General features: G+C 67.5%; 19 protein-coding genes. 11 read left to right on the top strand and 8 right to left on the bottom strand.

Annotation, left to right across the window (positions count from 1 at the left end; all coding sequences use genetic code 11):
* The first annotated feature begins 37 nt into the window (after positions 1–37).
* The 5 genes from QP609_RS09630 (at position 38) to QP609_RS09650 (ending at position 7,383) form a co-directional block, all read left to right on the top strand.
* Positions 38–1,087, top strand: a complete 1,050-nt coding sequence (locus QP609_RS09630) for a LacI family DNA-binding transcriptional regulator (protein WP_014646964.1) — start codon at positions 38–40, stop codon at positions 1,085–1,087.
* Between the two features lie 60 nt (positions 1,088–1,147).
* Positions 1,148–2,461: an L-fucose:H+ symporter permease gene (gene fucP / locus QP609_RS09635; protein ID WP_032957977.1), complete on the top strand. Its 1,314-nt coding sequence runs from the start codon at positions 1,148–1,150 to the stop codon at positions 2,459–2,461.
* Between the two features lie 7 nt (positions 2,462–2,468).
* A complete protein-coding gene (locus tag QP609_RS09640; RefSeq protein ID WP_049441047.1) occupies positions 2,469–3,464 on the top strand; it encodes a carbohydrate kinase in 996 nt (331 codons plus the stop codon).
* On the top strand, positions 3,461–4,687 hold the full coding sequence (locus QP609_RS09645) for an AGE family epimerase/isomerase (RefSeq protein WP_049441049.1): 1,227 nt from the start codon (positions 3,461–3,463) through the stop codon (positions 4,685–4,687). Before QP609_RS09640 ends, QP609_RS09645 begins: the two co-directional genes overlap by 4 nt.
* Positions 4,688–4,764: 77 nt before the next feature.
* On the top strand, positions 4,765–7,383 hold the full coding sequence (locus tag QP609_RS09650; protein ID WP_197621138.1) for a glycoside hydrolase family 2 protein: 2,619 nt from the start codon (positions 4,765–4,767) through the stop codon (positions 7,381–7,383).
* 86 nt (positions 7,384–7,469) lie between these two features.
* On the opposite strand, the gene mtnC is transcribed toward QP609_RS09650, so the two are convergent.
* From mtnC to QP609_RS09675, 5 genes are all read right to left on the bottom strand, one after another.
* Complete coding sequence (gene mtnC / locus QP609_RS09655) at positions 7,470–8,165, bottom strand: acireductone synthase (protein ID WP_049408764.1); 696 nt, start codon at positions 8,163–8,165, stop codon at positions 7,470–7,472.
* 3 nt (positions 8,166–8,168) lie between these two features.
* A complete protein-coding gene (locus tag QP609_RS09660) occupies positions 8,169–8,726 on the bottom strand; it encodes an acireductone dioxygenase (RefSeq protein WP_005409451.1) in 558 nt (185 codons plus the stop codon).
* Positions 8,727–8,818: 92 nt separating this feature from the next.
* Complete coding sequence (locus QP609_RS09665) at positions 8,819–9,460, bottom strand: methylthioribulose 1-phosphate dehydratase (protein ID WP_041863375.1); 642 nt, start codon at positions 9,458–9,460, stop codon at positions 8,819–8,821.
* Positions 9,461–10,017: 557 nt separating this feature from the next.
* The gene (locus QP609_RS09670) at positions 10,018–11,445 is read right to left on the bottom strand and encodes an amino acid permease (protein ID WP_046429981.1); all 1,428 of its coding nucleotides are present in this window, start codon (positions 11,443–11,445) and stop codon (positions 10,018–10,020) included.
* Positions 11,446–11,526: 81 nt separating this feature from the next.
* On the bottom strand, positions 11,527–13,002 hold the full coding sequence (locus QP609_RS09675; protein ID WP_014646972.1) for an amino acid permease: 1,476 nt from the start codon (positions 13,000–13,002) through the stop codon (positions 11,527–11,529).
* Between the two features lie 131 nt (positions 13,003–13,133).
* Here QP609_RS09675 and QP609_RS09680 point away from each other — a divergent pair, with 131 nt between their 5' ends.
* Entirely contained in the window at positions 13,134–13,748 is a 615-nt protein-coding gene (locus tag QP609_RS09680) for an NUDIX hydrolase (protein ID WP_197621137.1), read from the top strand.
* On the top strand, positions 13,748–14,140 hold the full coding sequence (locus tag QP609_RS09685) for a hypothetical protein (protein WP_197621136.1): 393 nt from the start codon (positions 13,748–13,750) through the stop codon (positions 14,138–14,140). The genes QP609_RS09680 and QP609_RS09685 overlap by 1 nt, the downstream gene beginning before the upstream one ends.
* Before the next feature lie 125 nt (positions 14,141–14,265).
* Here the strand turns inward: QP609_RS09685 and serA are convergent, their stop codons facing one another.
* Complete coding sequence (serA, locus tag QP609_RS09690) at positions 14,266–15,507, bottom strand: phosphoglycerate dehydrogenase (RefSeq protein WP_005416356.1); 1,242 nt, start codon at positions 15,505–15,507, stop codon at positions 14,266–14,268.
* Between the two features lie 168 nt (positions 15,508–15,675).
* Here serA and QP609_RS09695 point away from each other — a divergent pair, with 168 nt between their 5' ends.
* From QP609_RS09695 to QP609_RS09705, 3 genes are all read left to right on the top strand, one after another.
* Complete coding sequence (locus QP609_RS09695; protein ID WP_197621135.1) at positions 15,676–17,064, top strand: FAD-binding oxidoreductase; 1,389 nt, start codon at positions 15,676–15,678, stop codon at positions 17,062–17,064.
* A gap of 62 nt (positions 17,065–17,126) precedes the next feature.
* Positions 17,127–17,426, top strand: a complete 300-nt coding sequence (locus tag QP609_RS09700) for a DUF2388 domain-containing protein (RefSeq protein ID WP_014646975.1) — start codon at positions 17,127–17,129, stop codon at positions 17,424–17,426.
* Between the two features lie 136 nt (positions 17,427–17,562).
* Positions 17,563–19,332, top strand: a complete 1,770-nt coding sequence (locus QP609_RS09705) for a DUF4105 domain-containing protein (protein ID WP_197621134.1) — start codon at positions 17,563–17,565, stop codon at positions 19,330–19,332.
* On the opposite strand, the gene QP609_RS09710 is transcribed toward QP609_RS09705, so the two are convergent.
* Both QP609_RS09710 and QP609_RS09715 read right to left on the bottom strand, forming a co-directional pair.
* Positions 19,310–20,386 carry an ATP-binding protein gene (locus QP609_RS09710; RefSeq protein ID WP_014646977.1) on the bottom strand — a complete coding sequence of 359 codons (1,077 nt, stop codon included), beginning with the start codon at positions 20,384–20,386 and terminating at the stop codon, positions 19,310–19,312. The two genes, QP609_RS09705 and QP609_RS09710, sit on opposite strands and share 23 nt — an antisense overlap.
* On the bottom strand, positions 20,386–21,102 hold the full coding sequence (locus tag QP609_RS09715) for a response regulator (protein ID WP_014646978.1): 717 nt from the start codon (positions 21,100–21,102) through the stop codon (positions 20,386–20,388). Before QP609_RS09715 ends, QP609_RS09710 begins: the two co-directional genes overlap by 1 nt.
* Positions 21,103–21,231: 129 nt before the next feature.
* Between QP609_RS09715 and QP609_RS09720 the strand changes: the two genes are divergently transcribed.
* Complete coding sequence (locus QP609_RS09720) at positions 21,232–22,380, top strand: efflux RND transporter periplasmic adaptor subunit (RefSeq protein WP_134808822.1); 1,149 nt, start codon at positions 21,232–21,234, stop codon at positions 22,378–22,380.
* Positions 22,381–22,392: the final 12 nt, after the last annotated feature.

A 22,392-nucleotide genomic window follows, 5' to 3' on the forward strand; every position in this document is an offset into this window, starting at 1 on the left:
CATTAGGCTTGAGCTTCCAGCGGAGTCCGGGAAGACGATGAACGACAACGGCAGCAGTCCCAGCAAGCGCGCCGGCAAGGCGGTGACGGTGACCGACATCGCGCGTGCGATCGGCGTGTCACGGGCAACCGTGTCGCTGGTGCTGCGCGGCAGCCCGCTGGTCAATGTCGATACCCGCGCCAAGGTCGAGGCCGAGCTGCGCCGCCAGCGCTATGTCTACAACCGCGCGGCGGCCAACCTGCGCCGGCGCACCTCGTCGAGCATCGCGCTGGTGATCAACGACCTGTCCAACCCGTTCTTCGCCGAATTCGCGTCAGGCGTGGACGAGGCGCTGGGCGGGCGCGGTTACGTGACGTTGCTGGGCAGCACCGGGGAATCGCCAGAGCGCCAGCAGGCCGTGCTGTCCACGCTGATGGAGCACACCCCGGCCGGCCTGATCCTGTCGCCGGCCGAGGGCAGCGACACCGCGCAGTTGCGGCAGGCGCTGGGCGCCAATGCCAACGTGCTGCTGTTCAACCGCGAACTGGCCGGGGCTGACTGGGACTTCCTGACCCTGGACAACCAGCACGGCGCCTATCTGGCCACGCGCCACCTGATCGAGCGCGGCCATCGCCAGATCGCCTTCTTCGGCGGCCACGCCGCATCCAGTTCCTGCCACCAGCGCCGCGCCGGTTTCCAGCAGGCGCTGGCCGAGGCCGGGCTGTCGCTGCCGCCGGGTTGGATGATCGAGTCGGCGCCGAACCGCCTGGAAGCAGCAGCGCGCACCGATGAACTGTTTGCCGATGGCCATCGTCCGAGTGCGGCGGTCTGCTACAACGACACCGTCGCGCTGGGCCTGATGCTGGGCTTGAACTCGCGTGGCATCCGTCCCGGTGGCGACTTTGCCGTTACTGGTTTCGACGACATTTCCGAGGCTGCGGTGGCGGTGCCACCGTTGACCACGCTCACTGCCGACCCGCGCGAGCGTGGCCGGCAAGCGGCCGCGCTGCTGCTGCAACGGCTGGACGAACCGGATGCGCCGCCACGGCGCACGGTCGCGCCGGTGCAGCTGCGCATCCGCGAAAGCAGTGCTGCGCGACCGAACTGATTCCTTTCATACACCCCTTCCACGCAACAACGACCTTCCGCGCATCGAGGCGCGTACCGCATGCCGATCTCCGCAACGCCCCGTCCATCGGGTTCCTCGGGCAACGCACCCGCCGTCACCAACGGCAAGGCGTTGGCTGTCGTCACCACGATCTTCTTCATGTGGGGCTTCCTGACCTGCCTCAATGACATCCTGATCCCGCACCTGAAGGCGGTGTTCGAGCTGAACTACGCCAAGGCGATGCTGGTGCAGTTCACCTTCTTCGGCACCTATTTCCTGATGTCGCTGCCGGCGGGGCGGCTGGTGGCGGCGCTGGGCTACAAGAAGGGCATCGTCGCCGGCCTGGTGATCGCCGGCATCGGCGCGCTGGGCTTCTGGCCGGCGGCCGAACTGCGCGTCTATGGCGCCTTCCTCGGCGCACTGTTCGTGCTGGCCACCGGCATTACCGTGCTGCAGGTGGCCGCCAACCCCTACGTCGCGCTGCTGGGCCCGGAGCAGACCAGCTCCAGCCGCCTGACCCTGGCGCAGGCGCTGAACTCGCTGGGCACGGCCATCGCCCCGATCTTCGGCGGCATGCTGATCCTGTCCAACACGGTCAAGAGCGCTGACGACATCGCGGCGCTGCCGGCCGCCGAGCAGCTGGCCTACCGTGCCGCCGAGGCGCAGGCTGTGCAGGGTCCGTACGTGGGCCTGGCGGTGGCGCTGGTGCTGCTGGCGCTGTTCGTATTCCTGTTCCGCCTGCCGGCCCTGAGCGACGCCACCGAGCAGGCCGACCAGGGCCACCACCACAGCTACCTGGATGCGCTGCGCAAGCGCCACCTGCTGCTGGGCGTGCTGGGCATCTTCTTCTACGTCGGTGCCGAAGTGTCGATTGGCAGCTTCCTGGTCAACTACCTGTCGATGCCGAACATCGGTGGCTTCAGCGAGCAGCAGGCCACGCATTACGTGTCTGCCTACTGGACGATGGCGATGATCGGCCGCTTCGCCGGTTCGGCGCTGCTGGCGCGCTTCTCGCCCAGCCGTCTGCTGGCGATCTTCGCGCTGGTCAACGTGGCGCTGCTGGTCACCACCATGCTGAGCTCCGGCAACGTCGCGCTGTACTCGGTGGTGGCCATCGGCCTGTTCAACTCGATCATGTTCCCGACCATCTTCGCGCTGAGCATCGAGCGCCTCGGCCCGCTGACCAACAAGGGGTCCAGCCTGCTGATCATGGCCATCGTCGGCGGTGCCGTGGTGCCGTACCTGCAGGGCGTGCTGGCCGACCACATCGGTGTGCAGGCCAGCTTCATCCTGCCGCTGCTGTGCTACGGCTACATCATTTTCTACGGACTGGTCGGCGCGCGTACGCCGGCCTCCGCAACGCAGGGAGGCTGAGTCCGGAATGGGTGCCATCGTTTGCTTCGGCGAAATTTTGATCGATCTACTAGCACAGCCGCCGGCCTCGGCCGACACCCCGCGTGCGTTCCTGCAGTACGCCGGTGGGGCGCCGGCCAACGTCGCGGTGGCGGCTGCGCGGCTGGGTGCGAAGACCCAGTTCGTCGGCATGCTGGGCCGTGACATGTTCGGCGACTTCCTGGCCGACAGCCTGGTCGAGCACGGCGTGGGTACCGATTACATCGTGCGCACCGACGCGGCCAAGACCGCACTGGCCTTCGTGGCCCTGGATGCCAATGGCGAGCGCAGCTTCAGTTTCTACCGCCCGCCGGCGGCTGACCTGCTGTTCCGTGACAGCGACTTCCAGGCGGCGTGCCTCGACAGCGCGCAATGCTTCCACGTCTGTTCCAACAGCCTGACCGAGCCGGCCATCGCCGAGGCGACCTTTGCCGGCATGGACCGTGCCCGCGCTGCCGGTGCGGTGGTCAGCCTGGACCTCAACCTGCGTCCTGCCCTGTGGCCGGCGAACGAGGACCCGACGCCGCGCCTGTGGCAGGCGCTGGAACGCGCCGACCTGGTCAAGCTGTCGCGCGAGGAGCTGGACTACCTGGCCGCGCCGCTGGGCGCCGATGGCGAGGCGGCGGTGCTGCGGCGCCTGCTGGCCGCGCAGGCGCGCTGGGTGATCGTCACCGATGGTGCAGCCACGCTGCACTGGTACACCCGCGACAACCACGGCACGGTCACCAGCTTCCGCGTGGCCACGGTCGACACCACGGCGGCCGGTGATGCCTTCGTCGGCGGCGTGCTGGTCGGCCTGCTGGAGCGCGGCGGGGCCGGTGCCGGTTTTACCGCCTTCTGCCAGGACCCCGAGGCGATCACCGCCACGCTGCGCTTCGGCGCTGCGGTCGGCGCGCTGGCTGTTACCCGCAAGGGCGCGTTCGCCGCGATGCCCTCGCTCGATGAAGTGCAGCAGCTGCTGCAGGCACAGGACATTACCGCATGAGCACCTCGCCCGATTTCCGTTCGCCCGCGTTCCTGCGCGCGCACATCGCCGACACCATGGCGTTCTACCACCCGCGCTGCATCGATCCCAATGGTGGCTTTTTCCACTACTTCCGTGATGACGGCAGCATCTACGATGCCAGCCATCGCCACCTGGTGAGCAGCACCCGTTTCGTCTTCAACTACGCGATGGCCTACCGCGAGTTCGGCAATGCCGAGTACCGCGACGCGGTCGAGCACGGCGTGCGCTACCTGCGCGAGGTGCACCGCAACCCCGCCACCGGCGGCTACGCCTGGACCCTGCGTGATGGCAAGGTCGAGGACGACATGAACCACTGCTACGGCGTGGCCTTCGTGCTGCTGGCCTACAGCTGCGCGCTGAAGGCAGGTATCGAGCAGGCGCGCGCGTGGATGGACGAGACCTGGCAGCTGCTGGAAGCGCGCTTCTGGGAGCCGCAGCACGGGCTCTACAAGGATGAAGCGGACGGCCAGTGGAACTTCACCGGCTACCGTGGACAGAACGCCAACATGCACATGTGCGAGGCGATGCTGGCCGCGTTCGAGGCCAGTGGCGAGCAGCGCTATGTGGAGCGCGCGCTGCAGCTGGCCGACAACATGACCCGCCGCCAGGCGGCCAAGGCCGGCGGGCTGGTCTGGGAGCACTACGATGAGAACTGGGAGATCGACTGGGACTACAACCTGGACGACCCCAAGCACCTGTTCCGCCCGTGGGGCTTCCAACCGGGGCACCAGACCGAGTGGGCCAAGCTGCTGCTGATCCTCGATCGCCACGTGCAGGCCGACTGGCTGGTGCCGACCGCGCAGCACCTGTTCGACGTGGCCGTGGCGCGCAGCTGGGACGAAGCGCGAGGTGGCCTGTACTACGGCTTCGCACCGGAATCGCGCCGGCAGCCGGGCATGGATGGCGCGCCGATCGGTGGCGACAGCTTCGTCTGCGACGACGACAAGTACTTCTGGGTGCAGGCCGAAACGCTGGCTACTGCCGCGCTGATGGCCAAGCGCACCGGTGATGACCGCTACTGGCAGTGGTACGAGCGCATCTGGGCGTACGCGTGGGAGCACTTCGTCGACCATCAGTTCGGCGCCTGGTTCCGCATCCTCGATGCCGACAACCGCAAGTACAGCGACGAGAAGAGCCCGGCCGGCAAGGTGGATTACCACACCATGGGCGCGTGCTACGAAGTGTTGAACGTGGTGCGTTGAGGCGCGTGTCGCCATACGCATGATGAATCGGAATCAGTAGCGCCGGGCCACGCCCGGCGGAAAAACAGGAGCTCCGCGTGCATCGTCTTTCCCTCGTTGTCCGTCTGCTCCTGCTGCTGGTCGCAACGTCGGCCTTCCCGGCAATTGCAGCGCCTCTGCAGGCACAGTGGGAGTTCCGCATGCTGCCCGGCGACGCGCAGGGCGCCGCCCACCCAGGCCTGCAGCAATGGCGTGCGGCAACGGTGCCGGGCAGCGTGCACACCGACCTGCTGGCGCATGCGCTGATCCGCGACCCGTACGTGGGTGCGCCCGAAGCGGAGCTGCAATGGATCGGCCTGGCGGCCTGGGAGTACCGCGCGCGCTTCGACGTGGACGCGGCGATGCTGGCCAAGCCCAATGCCGAACTGCGCTTCGACGGGCTGGACACTTATGCCGAAGTCAGCCTCAACGGCAAGCCGCTGCTGCGCGCGGACAACGCGCACCGGACCTGGCGCGCGCGCGTGGAAGGGCATCTGCGCGCCAGGGGCAATGAACTGCAGATCGTGTTCCGCTCACCGATCCGCACGCTGCTTCCGGGCGTACAGGCGATGCCACACAGGATCGCTGGCAACTATCCTTCGCCCTATGGGGACGAGCCGAAGGACGCGATGGTCGGCAACTTCGCGCGCAAGCCGGCCTACCACTTCGGCTGGGACTGGGGCCCGCGTTATGTCACCGCCGGGGTCTGGCGCGGGGTCGACCTGCAGGCCTGGGATACGCACCGCCTGACCAGTCTTGCCGTGCGCACCGATGCATTGAGCGCGGAGCAGGCGAAGCTGGCGGTGCTGCTGCAGGTGGAGCAGGGCAGCGCCACCGGTTCTGCGGTCGTCAATGTGGAAGTCCGCGATCCGCAGGGTCGCAGCGTGGCCCAGCAGCAGCGCACCGTACTGCTGAAGCCCGGGCAGAACAGTGTTGAACTACCGATTGAACTGGCGGAACCGAAGCGGTGGTGGCCGGTCGGCCATGGTGCGCAGGATCGCTATACCGTGCAGGCGCGCCTGGATGGCGGTGCCGACGCAACGCTGGTGCGCGAGCAGCGCATCGGCCTGCGCACGGTCGAACTGCGCCGCGAAGAGGACGGCAAGGGCGGGCAGGGCTTCGCCTTCGTCATCAACGGCGTGCCGATCTTCGCCAAGGGCGCCAACGTCATTCCGTTCGATGCCTTCCCCGCACGCGTCGACGCAGCACGTCTGCGCCAGGTGCTGACCGCCGCGCGCGACGCCAACATGAACATGCTGCGCAATTGGGGCGGTGGCTACTACGAGGACGACGCGTTCTTCGACATCGCCGACGAACTGGGCCTGCTGGTCTGGCAGGACTTCATGTTCGGCGGCGGCATGCAGCCGGGCTACGATCCGGCCTTCCGTGCCAGCGTGGTGGCCGAGGCGCGCGACAACGTGCGCCGGCTGCGCCATCACCCCAGCATCGTGCTGTGGTGTGGCAACAACGAGGAAGAAACCGCCTGGAAGGACTGGGGTCACGGCCGCGACCTGAAGGCGGCCGACCCGGCATTTGCGGCGAAGGTCTGGCAGGGCTATGTCGACCTGTTCGGCAACGACCTGCGCCAGGCGGTGGGCGAGGAAGGACTGGGCGTACCGTACTGGTCCAGTTCGCCCAGCAACGATCTGGACGAGAAGGCCAACGATTCCACCCGCGGCGACAAGCACTACTGGCAGGTCTGGGGCAATCCGGCGCTGCCGGTGCAGGCCTACCTGCGTGAGACGCCGCGCTTCATGTCCGAGTACGGGCTGCAGGCGTGGCCGTCGGTGGCGACGGTGGACCAGATCGCCACCCGCGCCGAGCAGCGCATCGACAGCCCGGTGATCCGTGCACACCAGAAGTTCATGGCCGGCGAGGGCAACAGCCGCCTGTTGCACTACATCGAACAGGGCTATGGCACGCCGAAGGACTTCGAGGACTTCGTCTACCTCAGCCAGGTCATGCAGGCCGATGGCATCGCACTGGCGGCGCTGCATCATCGCGCCTCCCGGCCATACACGATGGGTTCGCTGTACTGGCAGCTCAACGATGTCTGGCCAGGCGCCTCGTGGTCCAGCGTGGATTACTTCGGCCGCTGGAAGGCGCTGCACTTCGCCGCGCGGCGCTTCTTCGCGCCGGTCACGGTAGCCGCGCTGCGCGATGAGGGCAGCACGCGGGTACGCCTGATCAATGACGGTGTGGCGCTGGATGCACGTTGGCGGCTGCGGGTGATGGACGTGGAAGGGAAGGTGCTGCGCCGTCGCGAGGATGCGGTGACGCTGGCGGCGTCGGGCGTCACCTCGATCGGTGATTTTCGCGATGCCGAGTTGCTGGCCGGTGCCGATCCGAAGCGCACGGTGGCGGTGTTTGAGCTGCTGCAGAACGGGGCGGTGAGCGCACGGCAGGTGGTCGGATTCGTCGAAGCCAAGGACCAGGTATTGCCGCGGCAGAAGCTCAAGGCCACCTTGTCCATCGAAGGCGACCACTATCGACTGCGGCTGGAAAGCGCGGCGTATGTGCGCGCGACGTGGATCGACTTCGGTGCGCTGGACGTGCAGGTCGAAGAAAACCTGCTGGATCTGCTGCCGGGTGAAATCCGCGATATCGCGGTGCGTGGCCCGGTGGATCTGGTTACCCTGCGCGAGGCGCTGAGGGTGAAGACCCTCAACGACCGTTGAGCAAAAAAGGGGACGGAGGGGATTAAGTCGTTTGTGGCACACATGGGCCACAAACGACTTAATCCCCTCCGTCCCCTTTTTCCTGCTTACAGCTGGATCTGCTGGAAGTTCTCGACCCGCTCGTGGCCGTTGGCGGCCTGGCCGGTACGCGGCATCGGGTAGTCATCCAGGCGGTCGATCAGCCGGGTCTGCAGGCCGGCTTCGCGGGCAGCATCCAGTTCTTCGACCACATCGGACAGGAACAGGATCTCGCCGGCCGGCACGCCAATGGCCTGCACGATGCGGCGGTAGCTGTCGGCCTCACGCTTGCCACCCATCTCGGTATCGAACCAGCCCGACACCAGCGGGCTGAGGTCACCGGCATCGCTGAAGCCGAAGAACAGCTTCTGTGCCGGCACCGAGCCGGAGGAGTACACGTACAGCGGCAGGCCGGAGGCATGCCAGCCCTTCAGCACCGGTGCCACTTCCGGGTAGAAGTGCGCGGTGTAGTCGCCGCGACGGTAGCCCTCATCCCAGATCAGGCCCTGCAGCGCCTTCAGTGCGGTGTGCTTGCGGTCCTGGTCAATCCAGCCCTGCAGCGTCTCGGCCACCAGGCTGTCCTGGCAGGCGCCGCCGATCTCGGTAGCCACCGCGTCCAGCCAGCGGCGGACCTCCGGCTGCTGGCCATGTTCGGCGACGAACGCGGGCAAGGCCTTGCGGGCATAGGGGAACAGCACGTTCTTGACGAACGAGATGCTGCTGGTGGTGCCTTCGATGTCGGTCAGGATGACGCGGGGCTGCATGGATCAGGACGCCTGGGTAGGTACGTAACGGGGGAACTTCTGCGCGATGTCGGTGCCGGTGAAATGACCCACCCAGCCGTCCGGCTCGGTGAAGAAGCGGATCGCCACGAAGCTCGGTTCATCGCCCATGTCGAACCAGTGGGTGGTGCCATCGGGCACGGCGATCAGGTCGTCCTTCACGCACTCGATCTCATAGACCTTGTCACCCACGTGCAGGGTGAACAGGCCCGAGCCTGCGACGAAGAAGCGCACCTCGTCTTCCTTGTGGAAGTGCTCGTCGAGGAACTTCTTGCGCAGCTCGGCGCGGTTCGGGTTGTCCGGGGCGATCGAGGCCACGTCCACGCTCTTGAAGCCGCGCTCGGCGACCAGGCGGTCGATGTCCGCACGGTAGGCGGCGAACACTTCCTCCTGGCTGGCGCCCGGCGCGACTGGCGCGGTGGCCTGCCAGCGCTCGAAGGTGACGCCGATCTTCTGCAGCTCGGCAGCGATGACCGCGCCGTCCTGGGTGTCCAGCAGCGGCGATTCGGGGCGGGTGTCGTCGTAGATGCGCAGTCGGCTCATGGCGGCAGCTTGAACGTCTCGGGGGGAAGACAGGGTAGCAGGGTGGGGGCGAGGCGCAGATTCCGGATCGGCATCTGCACCTGCGCGCAGGCTCAGCCGCGCAGCTTGCGCAGCTCGAGCTCGCAGTGGAACAGGAATTCGAAGGCTTCCAGGTGGCGGCGCGCCTCGGCCATGTCACGGCCCCAGGCATACAGGCCGTGGCCGTCGATCAGGTAACCCCACAGGTTCTGCCGGTCGAGCAGGTCGTCGACCTGCGCCGAGAGCACGTTCATGTCCTGGGTGTTGGCGAACACCGGCACGTCGATGGCCATTTCATGGGTGCTGTTGCCGGCGAAGGCCTTCAGCAGCTCGTAGCCTTCCAGGCGGATATGACCCTGCGGCGCGTACAGGCGCGAAGCGATGGTCTGCACCGGCGAATGCGTATGCAGCACACAGCCGATTTCCGGGAAGCGGCGGTACAGCTGGGTGTGCAGCAGGGTCTCGGCGGACGGGCGCAGCGGGCGACCGACGGCCAGGCCGTCGAAGTCCACCACCATGATGTCGTCCTCGATCAGCCGGCCCTTGTCCTTGCCGGACACGGTGATCGCGGCGTGGCGGTCATCCAGGCGGTGGGAGAAATTGCTGCTGGTGGCCGGGGTCCAGCCGGCGTGCGCCAGTTCGCGGACGTTGTCGATCAGCAGCTGGGCCAGTTCGCTCAGGCGCGCGGTGTCGTACGGGAAGGTGGGGGCGTTCATGCCGGCGATTTTACTGGATTCGGCCAACGGCTGAGCCCCTCGTGGCGGGTCGTGTAGAGCGGTTCATGGGCGGGGCGGGGCGCGTGGGCCGTGCAGGGGACGCTGCAAGTACGTCCCTGTAAGCTCGATGGCGCCATACATGGCGCCAACGCCCCTGCACGGCCCACCCGCCCCGCCTCGGACAGGTTCCGGCGTGCGGCCAGCCACGGAGTGAAGAAGAAAAAGCGGAAAGCGGGTCGCGGCGCTGGGCTTGCTCGGAGCCGAGCATGGCTCGGCTCTACAGGGGATTCATCGACCGGAGAGAATTCATCTCTCAGACGCAATTCATCCACGCATGGCGTGGATCTACCGGACGTGCCAGGAGACTGTCGGAGGCGGGGAGGGGGGAGGTTGCGGGGGCGTGAGCCGCATGGATGCGGCGACCGAGCTTACAGGGATGTACTTGCAGCGTCCCCCGCAATCTCCCCCCTCCCCGCCAAACCCTCAGCCCAGCTCTTGCCGGCGCTCCGGCTTCAAAGGCGGGTGCAGGGCCGCAGGCCCTGCAATACAAAAACCCCTTACTGACCCCGCAGGCGGCTGTGCCGGAACCCGTAGCAGAAATAGATCACGAAACCGACGACCGTCCACACCCCCATCAGCATCCAGTTGTGCATCGTCATCGCCGACAGCAGCGCCAGGCAGCTCAGCACGCCCAGGCCGCAGATCAGCCACGCCATCGGCATGCGGAACGGGCGCGGCAGGTCCGGCTGGGTGCGGCGCAGGATCAGCACGCCGGCACAGACTGCGGCGAACGCGATCAGCGTGCCCATCGAGGTCAGCTCGCCCAGGATGTCCAGCGGGAACAGCGCCGCCAGCAGCGCGATGCCGATGCCGGTGATCACGGTGTTGATGTGCGGGGTGCGGTACTTCGGGTGGATCCTGGTGAACACCGGTGGCAGCAGGCCGTCGCGGCCCATGATCATGAAGATGCGCGGCTGGCCGATGATCATCACCAGCACCACCGAAGACAGGCCGACCAGCGCACCGACCTCGACCACCCAGCGCAGCCAGCCCAGCTGTGGGTGCGCGGCCACGGCAGTCACCACCGGCTCGTCGGTGCCCAGCAGCTGGAACGGCACCAGGCCAGTCATCACTGCGGCCATTGCGATATACAACACGGTGCAGATCACCAGCGACAGCATCATGCCGATCGGCATGTCACGCTGCGGGTTCTTCGATTCCTGCGCCGCCACCGATACCGCCTCGAAACCGATGTAGGCGAAGAACACCATCGCCGCGCCACGCAGCACGCCTTCCATGCCGTACTTGCCCGGGCCTTCATTGGCCGGAATGAACGGGGTCCAGTTGCTGGTGTCCACGTATTTCCAGCCGACCACGATGACCAGCACGATCAGGCCGGTCTTGAGCACGACCATCGCCATGTTCATCGCCGAGGACTTGCTGATGCCGACGTAGCACAGCCAGGTCAGCAGCAGCACCAGTGCGGCGGCGGGCAGGTTGGCGATCGCGCCGGTGGGGCGCAGCTGCGCGTCCAGTGGCGCGCTGACCAGTGCCGCCGGTAGATGGATGTCGAACTGGCTGAGCAGGCTGAGGAAATAACCGGTCCAGCTGACCGCCACCGCCGAGGCGGAGACGCCGTACTCGAGCACCAGCATCCAGCCGATGAACCAGGCCGAGAGCTCGCCGAAGGTGGCGTAGGTGTAGGTGTAGGCGCTGCCGGAGACCGGCACCATCGAGGCGAATTCGGCATAGGCCAGCGCGCAGAAGGCGCAGCAGATGGCGGCCAGCACGAAGGACAGCATGATCGCCGGGCCGGCGTGGTTGGCGGCGGCCTGGCCGGTGATGACGAAGATGCCGCCGCCGATCACCGCGCCGATGCCCAGGGCGGTCAGCCCCCAGGGGCCAAGGTGGCGACGCAGGCTCAGGCCGTTGGCGTCTTCATGGGCGGCATGCGGATGCTTGGTGGCCCACAGTTGCTTGAACATGTGTGGTGGTCTTGTCGAAGCGCGCCATGGGCGGCGCGCGGGAAAACGGACGGGCCGGCGCGAGGCCGGCCCGAAGGCGGATCAGGGCGACTTGGCGAGCTTGCTGTTGCGGATGCCGTAGCCCAGGTAAATCAGCAGGCCGAGCAGCGTCCAGCCAACGAACAGGTGCCAATGCACCACGAACGCCTGCCAGAACAGGAACAGGCAGGTGGCCGCGCCGAGCGGGCAGATGATCCAGACCATCGGCACGCGGAACGGGCGGTGCAGGTCCGGCTTGGAATAGCGCAGCACCAGCACGCCGATGCAGACCGTGGCGAAGGCCAGCAGGGTGCCCATCGAGACCAGCTCGCCCAGCACGTTCAGCGGCACCAGGCCGGCCAGCGCGGCGGCGATCACGCCGACCACGATGGTGGCGACGTACGGGGTGCGGAAGCGGGCGTGGACCTTGCCGAAGAACTTCGGCAGCAGGCCGTCGCGGGAGATGGTGTAGGCGATGCGGGTCTGGCCCATCATCATCACCAGCACCACCGAGGACAGGCCGGCGATGGCGCCGACTTCCACGAACGTCTTCAGCCAGGACAGGGTCGGGTAGGGCTCCAGCGCGGTCGCCACCGGCTTGTCGGTGCCCAGCAGGTGGTACGGCATCATGCCGGTCAGCACCGCACAGACGATGATGTAGACGATCGTGCACACGGCCAGCGAGCCGAGCAGGCCGATCGGCATGTTGCGTTGCGGGTCCTTGGTCTCGCCAGCAGCGGTGGAGACCGCATCGAAGCCGATGTACGCGAAGAACACGATGGTGGCGGCGCGGAAGATACCGCTCCAGCCGAACTCACCCGGCACGCCGGTGTTTTCCGGAATGAACGGGTGCCAGTTGGCCGGGTCGATGTGGGCCGCGCCGATGCCGATGAACAGGCAGATGACGGTGACCTTGATCGCCACGATGATCGCGTTGACGAACGCCGACTGGGTCACGCCCACGTACAGCAGGCCGGATACCGCCGCCACGATCAGCACCGCCGGCAGGTTGAACAGCTTGCCGGAGGAGACGAACTCGCTGCCGGTCCAGGCGATGGGCGCGGCGCTGAGCATGTCCGGGAAGGGCATGTGCAGCGTGGTGGTGATGAAGCTGATCAGGTAGGCCGACCAGCCCACCGCGACCGAGGCCGAGGCGAACAGGTACTCCAGCACCAGGCACCAGCCGATGAACCAGGCCATGCCTTCGCCGAGGGTGGCGTAGGAATAGGAGTAGGCACTGCCGGAGACCGGCATCATCGCCGCGAACTCGGCATAGCACAGGCCTGCCAGCGCACAGGCGAAACCGGCCAGCACGAACGACAGCATCACCGCCGGGCCCGCGTGGTTGGCTGCGGCCTGGCCGGTCAGCACGAAGATGCCTGCGCCGATCACCGCACCCACGCCCAGCAGGATGAGGTGTTTAGCCGTGAGGGTCCGTTTCAACGTGGCTTCGCCGTCCAGGCTGCCTTCGATGGGTTCGCCGGCATCGACGTGCCCGGCCGGCTCGACCGGCTTGACCCTCAACAGAGCTTTCAGCATGCAGTACTTCCTAGTGATCGGATGGGGTGGGCGGCCGATACGTTGCCGGCTGCCTTGATGGTGAAGGCCGTGCGAACGGCCCGCTGTACCTTAGCCAAAGCTGAAGCCAACGCACAAGCGCAATCGCAACAATGAACGGCGATAATGAGCAGTATTTTTCCGAACCGCCCCCATTCATGAGCCAGACCGCCGAAACCCTTGCCGCGCTTGACGATCGCCTGCGCGGCCTGCTCCGGGACTACGCGCGCCGCGAACCCGCCCACGACGCCCTGGCTGCCGAATTCGGCACATTGCTGGATGATCCGGAAGATCCGTTCCGCCGCGAGCGCCTGGGCGGCCACTTCACCGCCAGCTGCTGGCTGGTCAGCGCCGATGGCCAGCGCCTGCTGCTCACCCACCACCGCAAGCTGCAGCGCTGGCTGCAGCTGGGCGGCCACGCCGACGGCGACCGTGACCTGGCCCGGGTGGCGCTGAAGGAAGCCGAGGAGGAGTCCGGTCTGAGCGGCCTGGTACTGGAAGACCCCGCCATCTTCGATCTGGACAAGCACTGGATTCCCGAGCGCAAGGATGTGCCGGGGCACTGGCACTACGACGTGCGTTTCGTGATCCGGGCGCTCGGTGGCGAGGCATTCGTGCTCAGCGAGGAATCGCTGGAGCTGGCCTGGCGGCCGGTAACCGAGGTCGCGGCCGACCCGGCGTCGGATGAATCCATGCAGCGCATGGCGCGCCGCTGGCTGGCACGTTGATGCTCTCGGACGGCTGTACCGCGTTTGTTGCGGCTCATGCCTGTGGCGAGGCGAAGCAGGATGCTGCCCTTGCGATGATCAAGGCTGCATTGCCAGTCATCACATCCATCGACTGGGAGCGCGTGCCATCGCGCCTGGAGGTCCCCGGGGTGGGGCGGGAGCGGCTGGCGCAGGAGTTGAGCGCCATTGCAGATGCTGTTGGCTTGCCAAGCGAGGCTGCCTTGACGGTTGTCCAGGTGGATGGGGCGGTACCTTCGCTGGGCAGCCGCCTGCAGGAGTGGCTGGTTCATGCCGAGGAGCTGGATTTCGTCGATACGCTGTTCCTGTCGATGGAAGACAGGGTTCTGATCCATTGGGACTTTTACAAGAACCTCCACGCCGTAAGGTTCTGAGGTGTTCCATCCACGCATGGCGTGGATCTACTGCGGGATAGCGCGAAACGCCAGTAGATCCACGCCATGCGTGGATGGTGCGACGCCGGAAGCAATCCGCCGGGGCATGCCCGGCGACGCCTTGCTCAGTACAGGATGCGCGTCCGCAGCGTGCCTGGAATCGCGGCCAGTTCGTCGCGGACGGCGGCGGCCTGCGCCTCGCTGGCGGTGATGTCAATCACCACGTAACCCACCTTCGGGTCGGTGCGCAGGAACTGGCCGTCGATGTTGACGTTGTGGCGCGAGAAGATCTCGTTGACCCTGGACAGCACGCCCGGCACGTTCTGGTGGATATGCAGCAGGCGCAGGCTGTCCTCGTGTTCGGGCAGGGTCACTTCCGGGAAGTTGACCGCCGACAGCGTGCTGCCGTTGTCGCTGTAGCGCACCAGCTTGGCCGCCACCTCCACGCCGATGTTGTCCTGCGCTTCCAGCGTGCTGCCGCCCACGTGCGGGGTCAGGATCACGTTGTCGTGGCGGGTCAGCGGCGATTCGAAGATATCGCCATTGCCCTTCGGTTCGACCGGGAACACGTCCAGCGCGGCACCACCGACGTGGCCGCTGGCCAGGGCCGCGTCCAGTGCATCGATGTCGACCACGGTGCCGCGCGCGGCATTGATCAGGTGCGCGCCCTTGCGCATCTTCGCCAGCTCGGTGCTGCCGATCATCCATTGCGTGGCCGGGGTCTCCGGCACATGCAGGGTGACGATGTCAGCCCGTGCCAGCAGGTCGTCCAGGCTGGCCGCTGCACGGGCATTGCCCAGTGCCAGCTTGGTTTCCACGTCGTGGAAGATCACCTGCATGCCCAGCGATTCGGCCAGCACGCCGACCTGGGTGCCGATGTGGCCGTAACCGATGATGCCCAGCGTCTTGCCGCGCACTTCATGGCTGCCGCTGGCCGACTTCGACCAGCCGCCGCGATGGCATTCGGCGTTCTTCTGCGGAATGCCGCGGGTCAGCATGATCGCCTCGGCGATCACCAGCTCGGCCACGCTGCGGGTGTTGGAGTAGGGCGCGTTGAACACCGGGATGCCGGCCAGCTCGGCTGCGTCCAGGTCGACCTGGTTGGTGCCGATGCAGAAGCAGCCCACCGCGATCAGGCGCTTGGCCTCGGCCAGCACCTCGGCGCTGAGCTGGGTGCGCGAGCGGATGCCGACGATGTGCGCCTCGGCGATGCGCGCCTTCAGTTCGTCCTCGGGCAGCGCCTTGGTGTGCGCCTCGATCTGGCTGTAGCCGGCGGCGCTGAACACCTCCACGGCGGTCTGGCTGACCCCCTCCAGCAACAGCACGCGGATATCCTGCTTCGGGAACGAGGTCTTCTTCGGCGACATGGGGCAACACGGCCAGTGGGACAGGGGCTGACCACTATGCCAGATCGAAGCGCCCATGGTGCAGTGCGCAATTGGTTGCATCCGTAGCTATCTGTATCGCTGCGGGGCTGGACGCTGGCGCGTACCGCTGGCACGCTTGCCCGTCTTCACGCACCGCGTTGGACCGTCATGACCGATTCCCGCATTGCCTCGCTGCAGCAGGCCTGTCCCGGCCTGAAGCTGAAGACCGACCCGGCCGACCTGGAGCATTACGGGCGCGACTGGACCCGGCGCTGGACGCCAGCGCCGCTGGCGATCGCACTGCCGGCCACGGTCGAGGAAGTGCAGGCGGTGATGCGCTGGAGTGCGGGCGAGGGCGTGGCCGTGGTGCCGTCCGGCGGACGTACCGGCCTTTCCGGTGGCGCGGTGGCCGCCAACGGCGAGCTGGTGCTCAGCCTGGAACGGATGAACAAGGCACTGGCCTACGACGCGGTCGATCGCACCCTGGTGGTGCAGGCCGGCATGCCGCTGGAGGCCGTGCACAACGCCGCGCTGGACCACGGCCTGATCTACCCGGTGGACTTCGCTGCGCGCGGGTCGTGCACGATCGGCGGCAACATCGCCACCAATGCCGGCGGCATCCGCGTGATCCGCTATGGCAATACCCGCGAGTGGATCGCCGGGCTGAAGGTGGTTACCGCCAGCGGCGAACTGCTGGAACTCAACAAGGGCCTGATCAAGAACTCCAGCGGCTATGACTTCCGCCAGCTGCTGATCGGTTCGGAAGGCACGTTGGGCGTGATCGTCGAGGCGACAGTGAAACTCACCGATCCGCCGCCAGCCAGCAACGTGATGCTGCTGGCAGTACCCAGCTTCGAGGTGCTGATGCGGGTGTTCGCCGCGTTCCGCGCGCGCCTGCAGCTGCAGGCCTTCGAATTCTTCACCGACCGGGCGCTGGAGCACGTGCTGGCGCATGGCGCGCAGGCACCGTTCGACGAGGTGCATCCGTACTACGTCGTCACCGAGTTCGCGGCCAACGACGAGGCACAGGAAGCCGCGGCGATGGCGGCCTTCGAGGACTGCATGGGCAACGGCTGGGTCAGCGACGGTGTGATCAGTGCCAGCGATGCCCAGGCCGCCCAGCTGTGGCGCCTGCGCGAAGGCATCACCGAATCGCTGGCGCGCTACAAGCCCTACAAGAATGACGTCTCGGTGCGGATCTCGGCGATGCCGGCGTTCCTGGCCGAGACCCAGGCACTGATCGGGCAGGCCTACCCGCACTTCGACGTGGTCTGGTTCGGCCATATCGGCGATGGCAACCTGCACATCAACGTGCTCAAGCCGGACGACACCAGCGACGCCGACTTCGTGGCGCAGTGCGAGCACGTGACCAAGCTGCTGGCGCAGGTGCTGGCCCGCTTCGATGGCAGCATCTCGGCCGAGCACGGCATCGGACTGGTCAAGAAGGGCTACCTGGACAGCACCCGCGGCCCCGCCGAGATCGCGCTCATGAAGGCGGTCAAACGCGCGTTCGATCCCCAAGCGCGGCTGAATCCCGGCAAGCTGTTCGACGCCTGAGCCGGGCAAATCCTTCACGTACCCGTTACGCTCCACGCACCTTCACAACCGGCTTCGAACCGATGACCCGTCCGCTTTTGCTGCTCGCCCTGCTGTCCCTGCCGCTGGCCGGCTTCGCTTCCAGCTTCGCTGGCACCTCGGCCGGTTCGGCGACCGGTGCCTCCTCCGGTTCCTCGGGCAGCAGCTCGGGCGACGACAAGGTGGTGCGAGCCGCGCGCGACGATGCCGCTGCGTTCGTCGCCAGCGACGGCCAGATCCGTGGCGCCCGCCTGCAGGCCGCGCTGGTCCACCTGCGTGAGCAGAGCGCTGCCGCACAGCAACAGAGCGACCTGGAACTGGCCCGCGCGCTGCTGGCGCGTTGATGCGGGCTGCATGACCTCGGCGCCATCGCTTTCTGCAGAGCCGAGCCATGCCCGGCTGGATGCCCGGCGCACCCGGATCGCAACAGCAGCCGAGCATGGCTCGGCTCTACGGAAGCACAGCGGGCGGTGCGGGTGGATGGCCGCATTGGCATGGCTGCTCATCCCTTCCGCCCATGCGGCTGATCGGCTGCAGCTCGATCCCTCCGGTCTCGATCCGGCGCAGCAGCAGCTCGCCAGCCAGACCCTGGCCGACGTGCAGTCCCTGCTGCCGGAAGGCCTGCTGCGCGCTTTGCCGGCTCAGGTGCAGGTGCGCTGGAGTGATGACCTTCCCGCTGAGGTGCACGGGCGCGCTTTCGCCGGCCGCATCACATTGCGCCGCACCCTGCTGGATAGCGGCATGCCCGGCAACCGCCGTGCGCGCCGCAGTGCGCTGGTGCATGAACTGACCCACGTCGCCGACCGTGGCGGTGCGAACTGGTCGCAGAGCGTGCGATGGCGTGACCTTGCGGGCTGGCAGCGCAAGCCCTGGCACCTCGGCCGGGGCGACAACGATTTCCGTGATCGCAGCCCGGATGTCTATGAACTGGCGAACCCGGCCGAGTACCTGGCCGTGAATGCCGAGCATTTCGTCCTCGACGGCGAGTTCGCCTGCCGGCGGCCCGCATTGGCGCAGTGGTACCAGGCGCATTTCGGAACGCCACCGTCGCTGCCACGGCCGCAGTGCGCCACGACGCTGCCCCTGCTGCAGGCCGAATCGGAGGAGGGCGCTGCATCGCTGCTGCAGCTCGACCCGGCGCGCGTCTACGCGGTGGACTACCTGTTCGCCGAAGGCAGTGCGCAGCCGATGAGTCGCTGGGGCCACAGCATGCTGCGGCTGGTGGTCTGCAAGCCGGGCCGCGTACCTGGGCCGGACTGCCGCCTGGACCTGGAGTACCACCGCGTGCTGTCGTTCCGCGCGTTCGTGGGCGACGTGCAGATATCCAACTGGCGTGGCCTGACCGGCGGCTATCCGTCGCGGCTGTTCGTGCTGCCCCTGCAGCAGGTGGTGGACGAGTACACCAAGGTCGAGCTGCGCGGGCTGCAGTCGCTGCCGCTGCAGCTGGGCCGCAGCGAAATCGCCAGCCTGCTCGAGCGCACCGCGCAGGTGCACTGGAGCTATGACGGGCGCTATTACTTCGTCAGCAACAACTGCGCGGTGGAAACCGCCAAGCTGCTGCAGGCCGGGGTGCCGCGCCTTGGCGAGGCGGGCCTGGCCCAACTGAGTCCGCGCGGCCTGAAGCGGCGACTGGTGCGGCTGGATGTGCTCGACGAGAGGGTACTGGCGGACCGCACTGCAGCGCAGGCGCAGGGCTACTACTTCGCCTCGGCGCGCGACCACTACCAGCAGTTGTTCGCAGTGGCCGCGGCCCAGCTGGCCTTGCCCGCTCGTGATGTGCGCGGCTGGTTGAAGCTGTCTGCACAGCAACGCGCACCGTGGCTGCTGCAGGGTGACCTGCGTGCCAGTGCCGGCCTGTTGCTGCTGGAACAGGCCGCGCAGCGGCGCGCCGAGCTGCGCGCACGCGATGTGCTCAAGCGGCAGCTGCTGGCCGCACCGGACAGCGCTGAAACGCGCAGCCTGCGCGGGTTGCTGGAGCAGAGCGGGCAGTGGCTGCGCCCGGGGACGCTGCTGCAGGATGACGGCTATGGATTGCCGCTGGGCGACGAGCAGGCGCTGCTGTCCGCGGCCGTGGCCTCTGCCAGTGCGCAGGCGGTCCCGGCGTGGCAGGCATTGCGCGGCCAGCTGCGCCAGCAGCTGCCGATCCGCCAGCGCGAGGAAATGGATGCGATCGACGCCAATCTGGCCGCACTCGGTGCACACCTGCGTACGCAGGCAGCCCGCCCGGCTACTGGCGCGGCAGTTCGATGACGAAGCGGCTGCCGCCGGCGCTGCCCGGGATGCAGTAGACGCGGCCACCGTGCGCGTCGGCGATGGCCTTGACCACCGCCAGGCCGAGCCCGCTGCCGCCGCCCTGTCGCGAACGCGAACCGTCGCCACGCATGAACGGGGTGAAGATATCCGCGTGCAGTTCCGGGTCGATGCCCGGACCCTCGTCTTCGATCGCCACCTGCACGTGGCCGGGCGTGTCATGCACTGCAATCCGCACCTTGCCCGGGCTGGCATAGCGCCGCGCGTTCTCCAGCAGCGCCAGCAATGCCTGGCGCAGGCGGGTCGGGTCGCAGTGCGCGTTGTGTTCCTCGCGGCTGGTTTCCAGCTCCAGCACGAAGCCGGCGGCGCGGAACTGTGGATCGACCAGGGTCATCACCGAATGCACCTCGGCCACCACGTCGGTGCGCGCGCGACGCACGTCCAGCCGCGCGTTGTCGGACAGGCTCAGCACGCGCAGGTCCTCGATCAGCCGTGACAGCCCTTCGACCTGGGCCAGCAGGCTGCGGAACTGCGACTCGTCTGGCTGGAACACACCCTCTGCCAGCCCCTGCAGGCGGCCACGCAGGATCGTCACCGGCGTGCGCAGCTCATGGGCGATGGCCGCGTGCCACATCGCGCGCTCGCTCTCCATGTGCTGCAGGCGGCGCGCCATCGCATTGAAGTCCTCGACCAGGGTCGCCACTTCCCCCGGCGAATTTTCCTCGACGCTGGCGCGTGCACCCAGGTCGCCGCCCGCGAGCGCACGCACGCTGTCCACCAGCGAATTCAGCGGCGACAGGATGCGGTGGGCGAGGCGGAACGAGGCGGCGATGGCCAGCGCCAGCCCGGTCAGGATCACGCCCACCATCCATGCCAGTTCCGGGCCGGTCGGCAGCCAGCTTTCCGGCTCCTCGGCACTGCCGGGGAAGAACTCGACCAGCACCGCGTACAGCAGCCACGATGACAGGATCATCATCACGATGACGCCGATCACCATCAGCGACATCGAAACGATGATGTGGCGGCTCAGCCCGGAGCGGCGCAGGGAGGGCATCAGCGATCGGCCATCAGCCGGTAGCCGACGCCACGCACGCTGGCTGGGACGTTGACCATGCCCACTTCATCCAGCTTGCGGCGCAGCTTGCTGACATGGCTGTCGACGGTGCGCTCCAGTGCTTCGCTTTCCGGCAGGCATTCGTGCATCAGCTCGCTGCGGCTGAAGATGCGCGTCGGCGCCAGCGCCATGCAGTGCAGCAGCTTGAACTCGGTGAGGGTGAGCAGCACTTCGTGGCTGTAGCCTTCGCCCTCCACGTGCACCGCGTGGGTGGCCGAGTCGATCAGCAGAGGGCCGACGCGCAACGCGGTGGGTGCGTCCACGCGCGCGGCGCGCAGCGTGCGCCGCAGTACGGCGCGCACGCGCGCGGCCACCTCGGCCGGGTTGAAGGGCTTGACCACGTAGTCATCAGCGCCCATCCGCAGCGCGGTCAGCTTGTCCAGGTCCTGGTCCAGTGCGGTCAGCATGATCACCGGCGTCTCGCCGCGCTGGCGCAGCTGGGTCAGCACGCTCCAGCCGTCCAGGCGCGGCAGCTGCACATCGAGCAGGACCAGGTCGGGCCGGGCGCTGCGGTGCAGGTCCAGTGCGCTGTGGCCATCGGCGGCGCGCAGCGTGCGCAGTCCTTCGCGTTCCAGGTAGGCGCAGAGAATGTCAGCGATCTCGGCCTCATCCTCGACGATCAGGACGAGGGCGGCGAGGGCAGGGGAGGCATGCATGCAGGGGCGGGGCCGTAAGGTGCTTGCCTCCATCGTATCTCCACAGTTCCTCCATCGAAACCCCATCATCGCCACGCAGACTGCGCGCTTCAGAACCTATCCGCCGCCTGCGCGGCATTGTGCACAGCAATGAGAACCTTCAGGACTCCGGTCGCGTTGATCGCGGCCCTCGCCTTGGCCATGACGGCCTGCTCCACTCCCGAAGCCACCCCCGAGGCGGCGCCGCGCGTCAGCGTGATCAGCGTCGGCCCGCAGGTGGTGCAACGTGACGACGAACTGCCAGGCCGCGTCGCGGCGGTGCGCACCGCGCAGATCCGCGCACAGGTGGGCGGCATCGTGCAGCGGCGCCTGTTCGACCAGGGGGCGGAAGTCAGGGCAGGCCAGGCCTTGTTCCAGATTGACCCGGCAGCGTTCCGGGCCGACGTCGATTCGGCGCTGGCCGCACTGCAGCGCAGTGAGGCGGCGTTGGGCCGCAGTCGCGTGCAGTCGCAGCGCCTGCACGCCCTGGCTGCCGCGCAGGCGGTCAGCCAGCAGCATCGGGACGACGCCAGCGCCGAGTACGAGCAGGCACGCGCGGCAGTGAATGAAGCGCGCGCGATCCTGTCCCGTCGCCAGCTCGACCTGCGCTATGCCACGGTCAGCGCACCGATTGCCGGTCGTATCGATCAGGCATTGGTGACCGAAGGTGCGCTGGTCGGCGTGGCCGATGCCGAGCCGATGGCCGTGGTACAGCAGATCGACCAGGTCTACGTGGATGTGCGCCAGCCGGCGGCGCAGCTGGAGTCGCTGCAGCGCAGTGCGGCCGGCGGCGACAAGCTGCCGGTGACGATCATCGGTGCCGCCGGCAAGCCGCTGCCCGAGCGTGGCCAGCTGCTGTTCTCCGGTATCAATGTCGATGCACGGACGGGTGATGTGATCCTGCGCATCCTGGTGGACAACCCGCGGCGGCAGCTGCTGCCCGGCATGTATGTGCGCGCGAGGGTGCCGCGGGGTGCCCCGGCCAGCGCGTTGACCGTGCCACAGCAGGCCGTGCTGCGCAGCGCCGGTGGCCAGGCCTATGCCTGGGTGATCGGCGCCGACGGCAGGGCGGTGATCCGCACGCTGGAGGTGGACGGCAGCGTCGATCGCCAGTGGCTGGTGCGCGCGGGCCTGAAGGCCGGCGAGAAAGTGGTGGTCGAGGGCCAGGAGCGCCTGCAGGAAGGCGTGGTGGTCGATGCGCGCGACTGGCAGAAGCCGGTCGCCAGCGCCGGTGCGGTGCAGGCCGGCAGCAAGGGCTGAGCCTTTCCCGGG

Source organism: Stenotrophomonas sp. 8(2023) (assembly GCF_030345295.1).
In the GTDB taxonomy this organism is placed as follows: domain Bacteria; phylum Pseudomonadota; class Gammaproteobacteria; order Xanthomonadales; family Xanthomonadaceae; genus Stenotrophomonas; species Stenotrophomonas muris.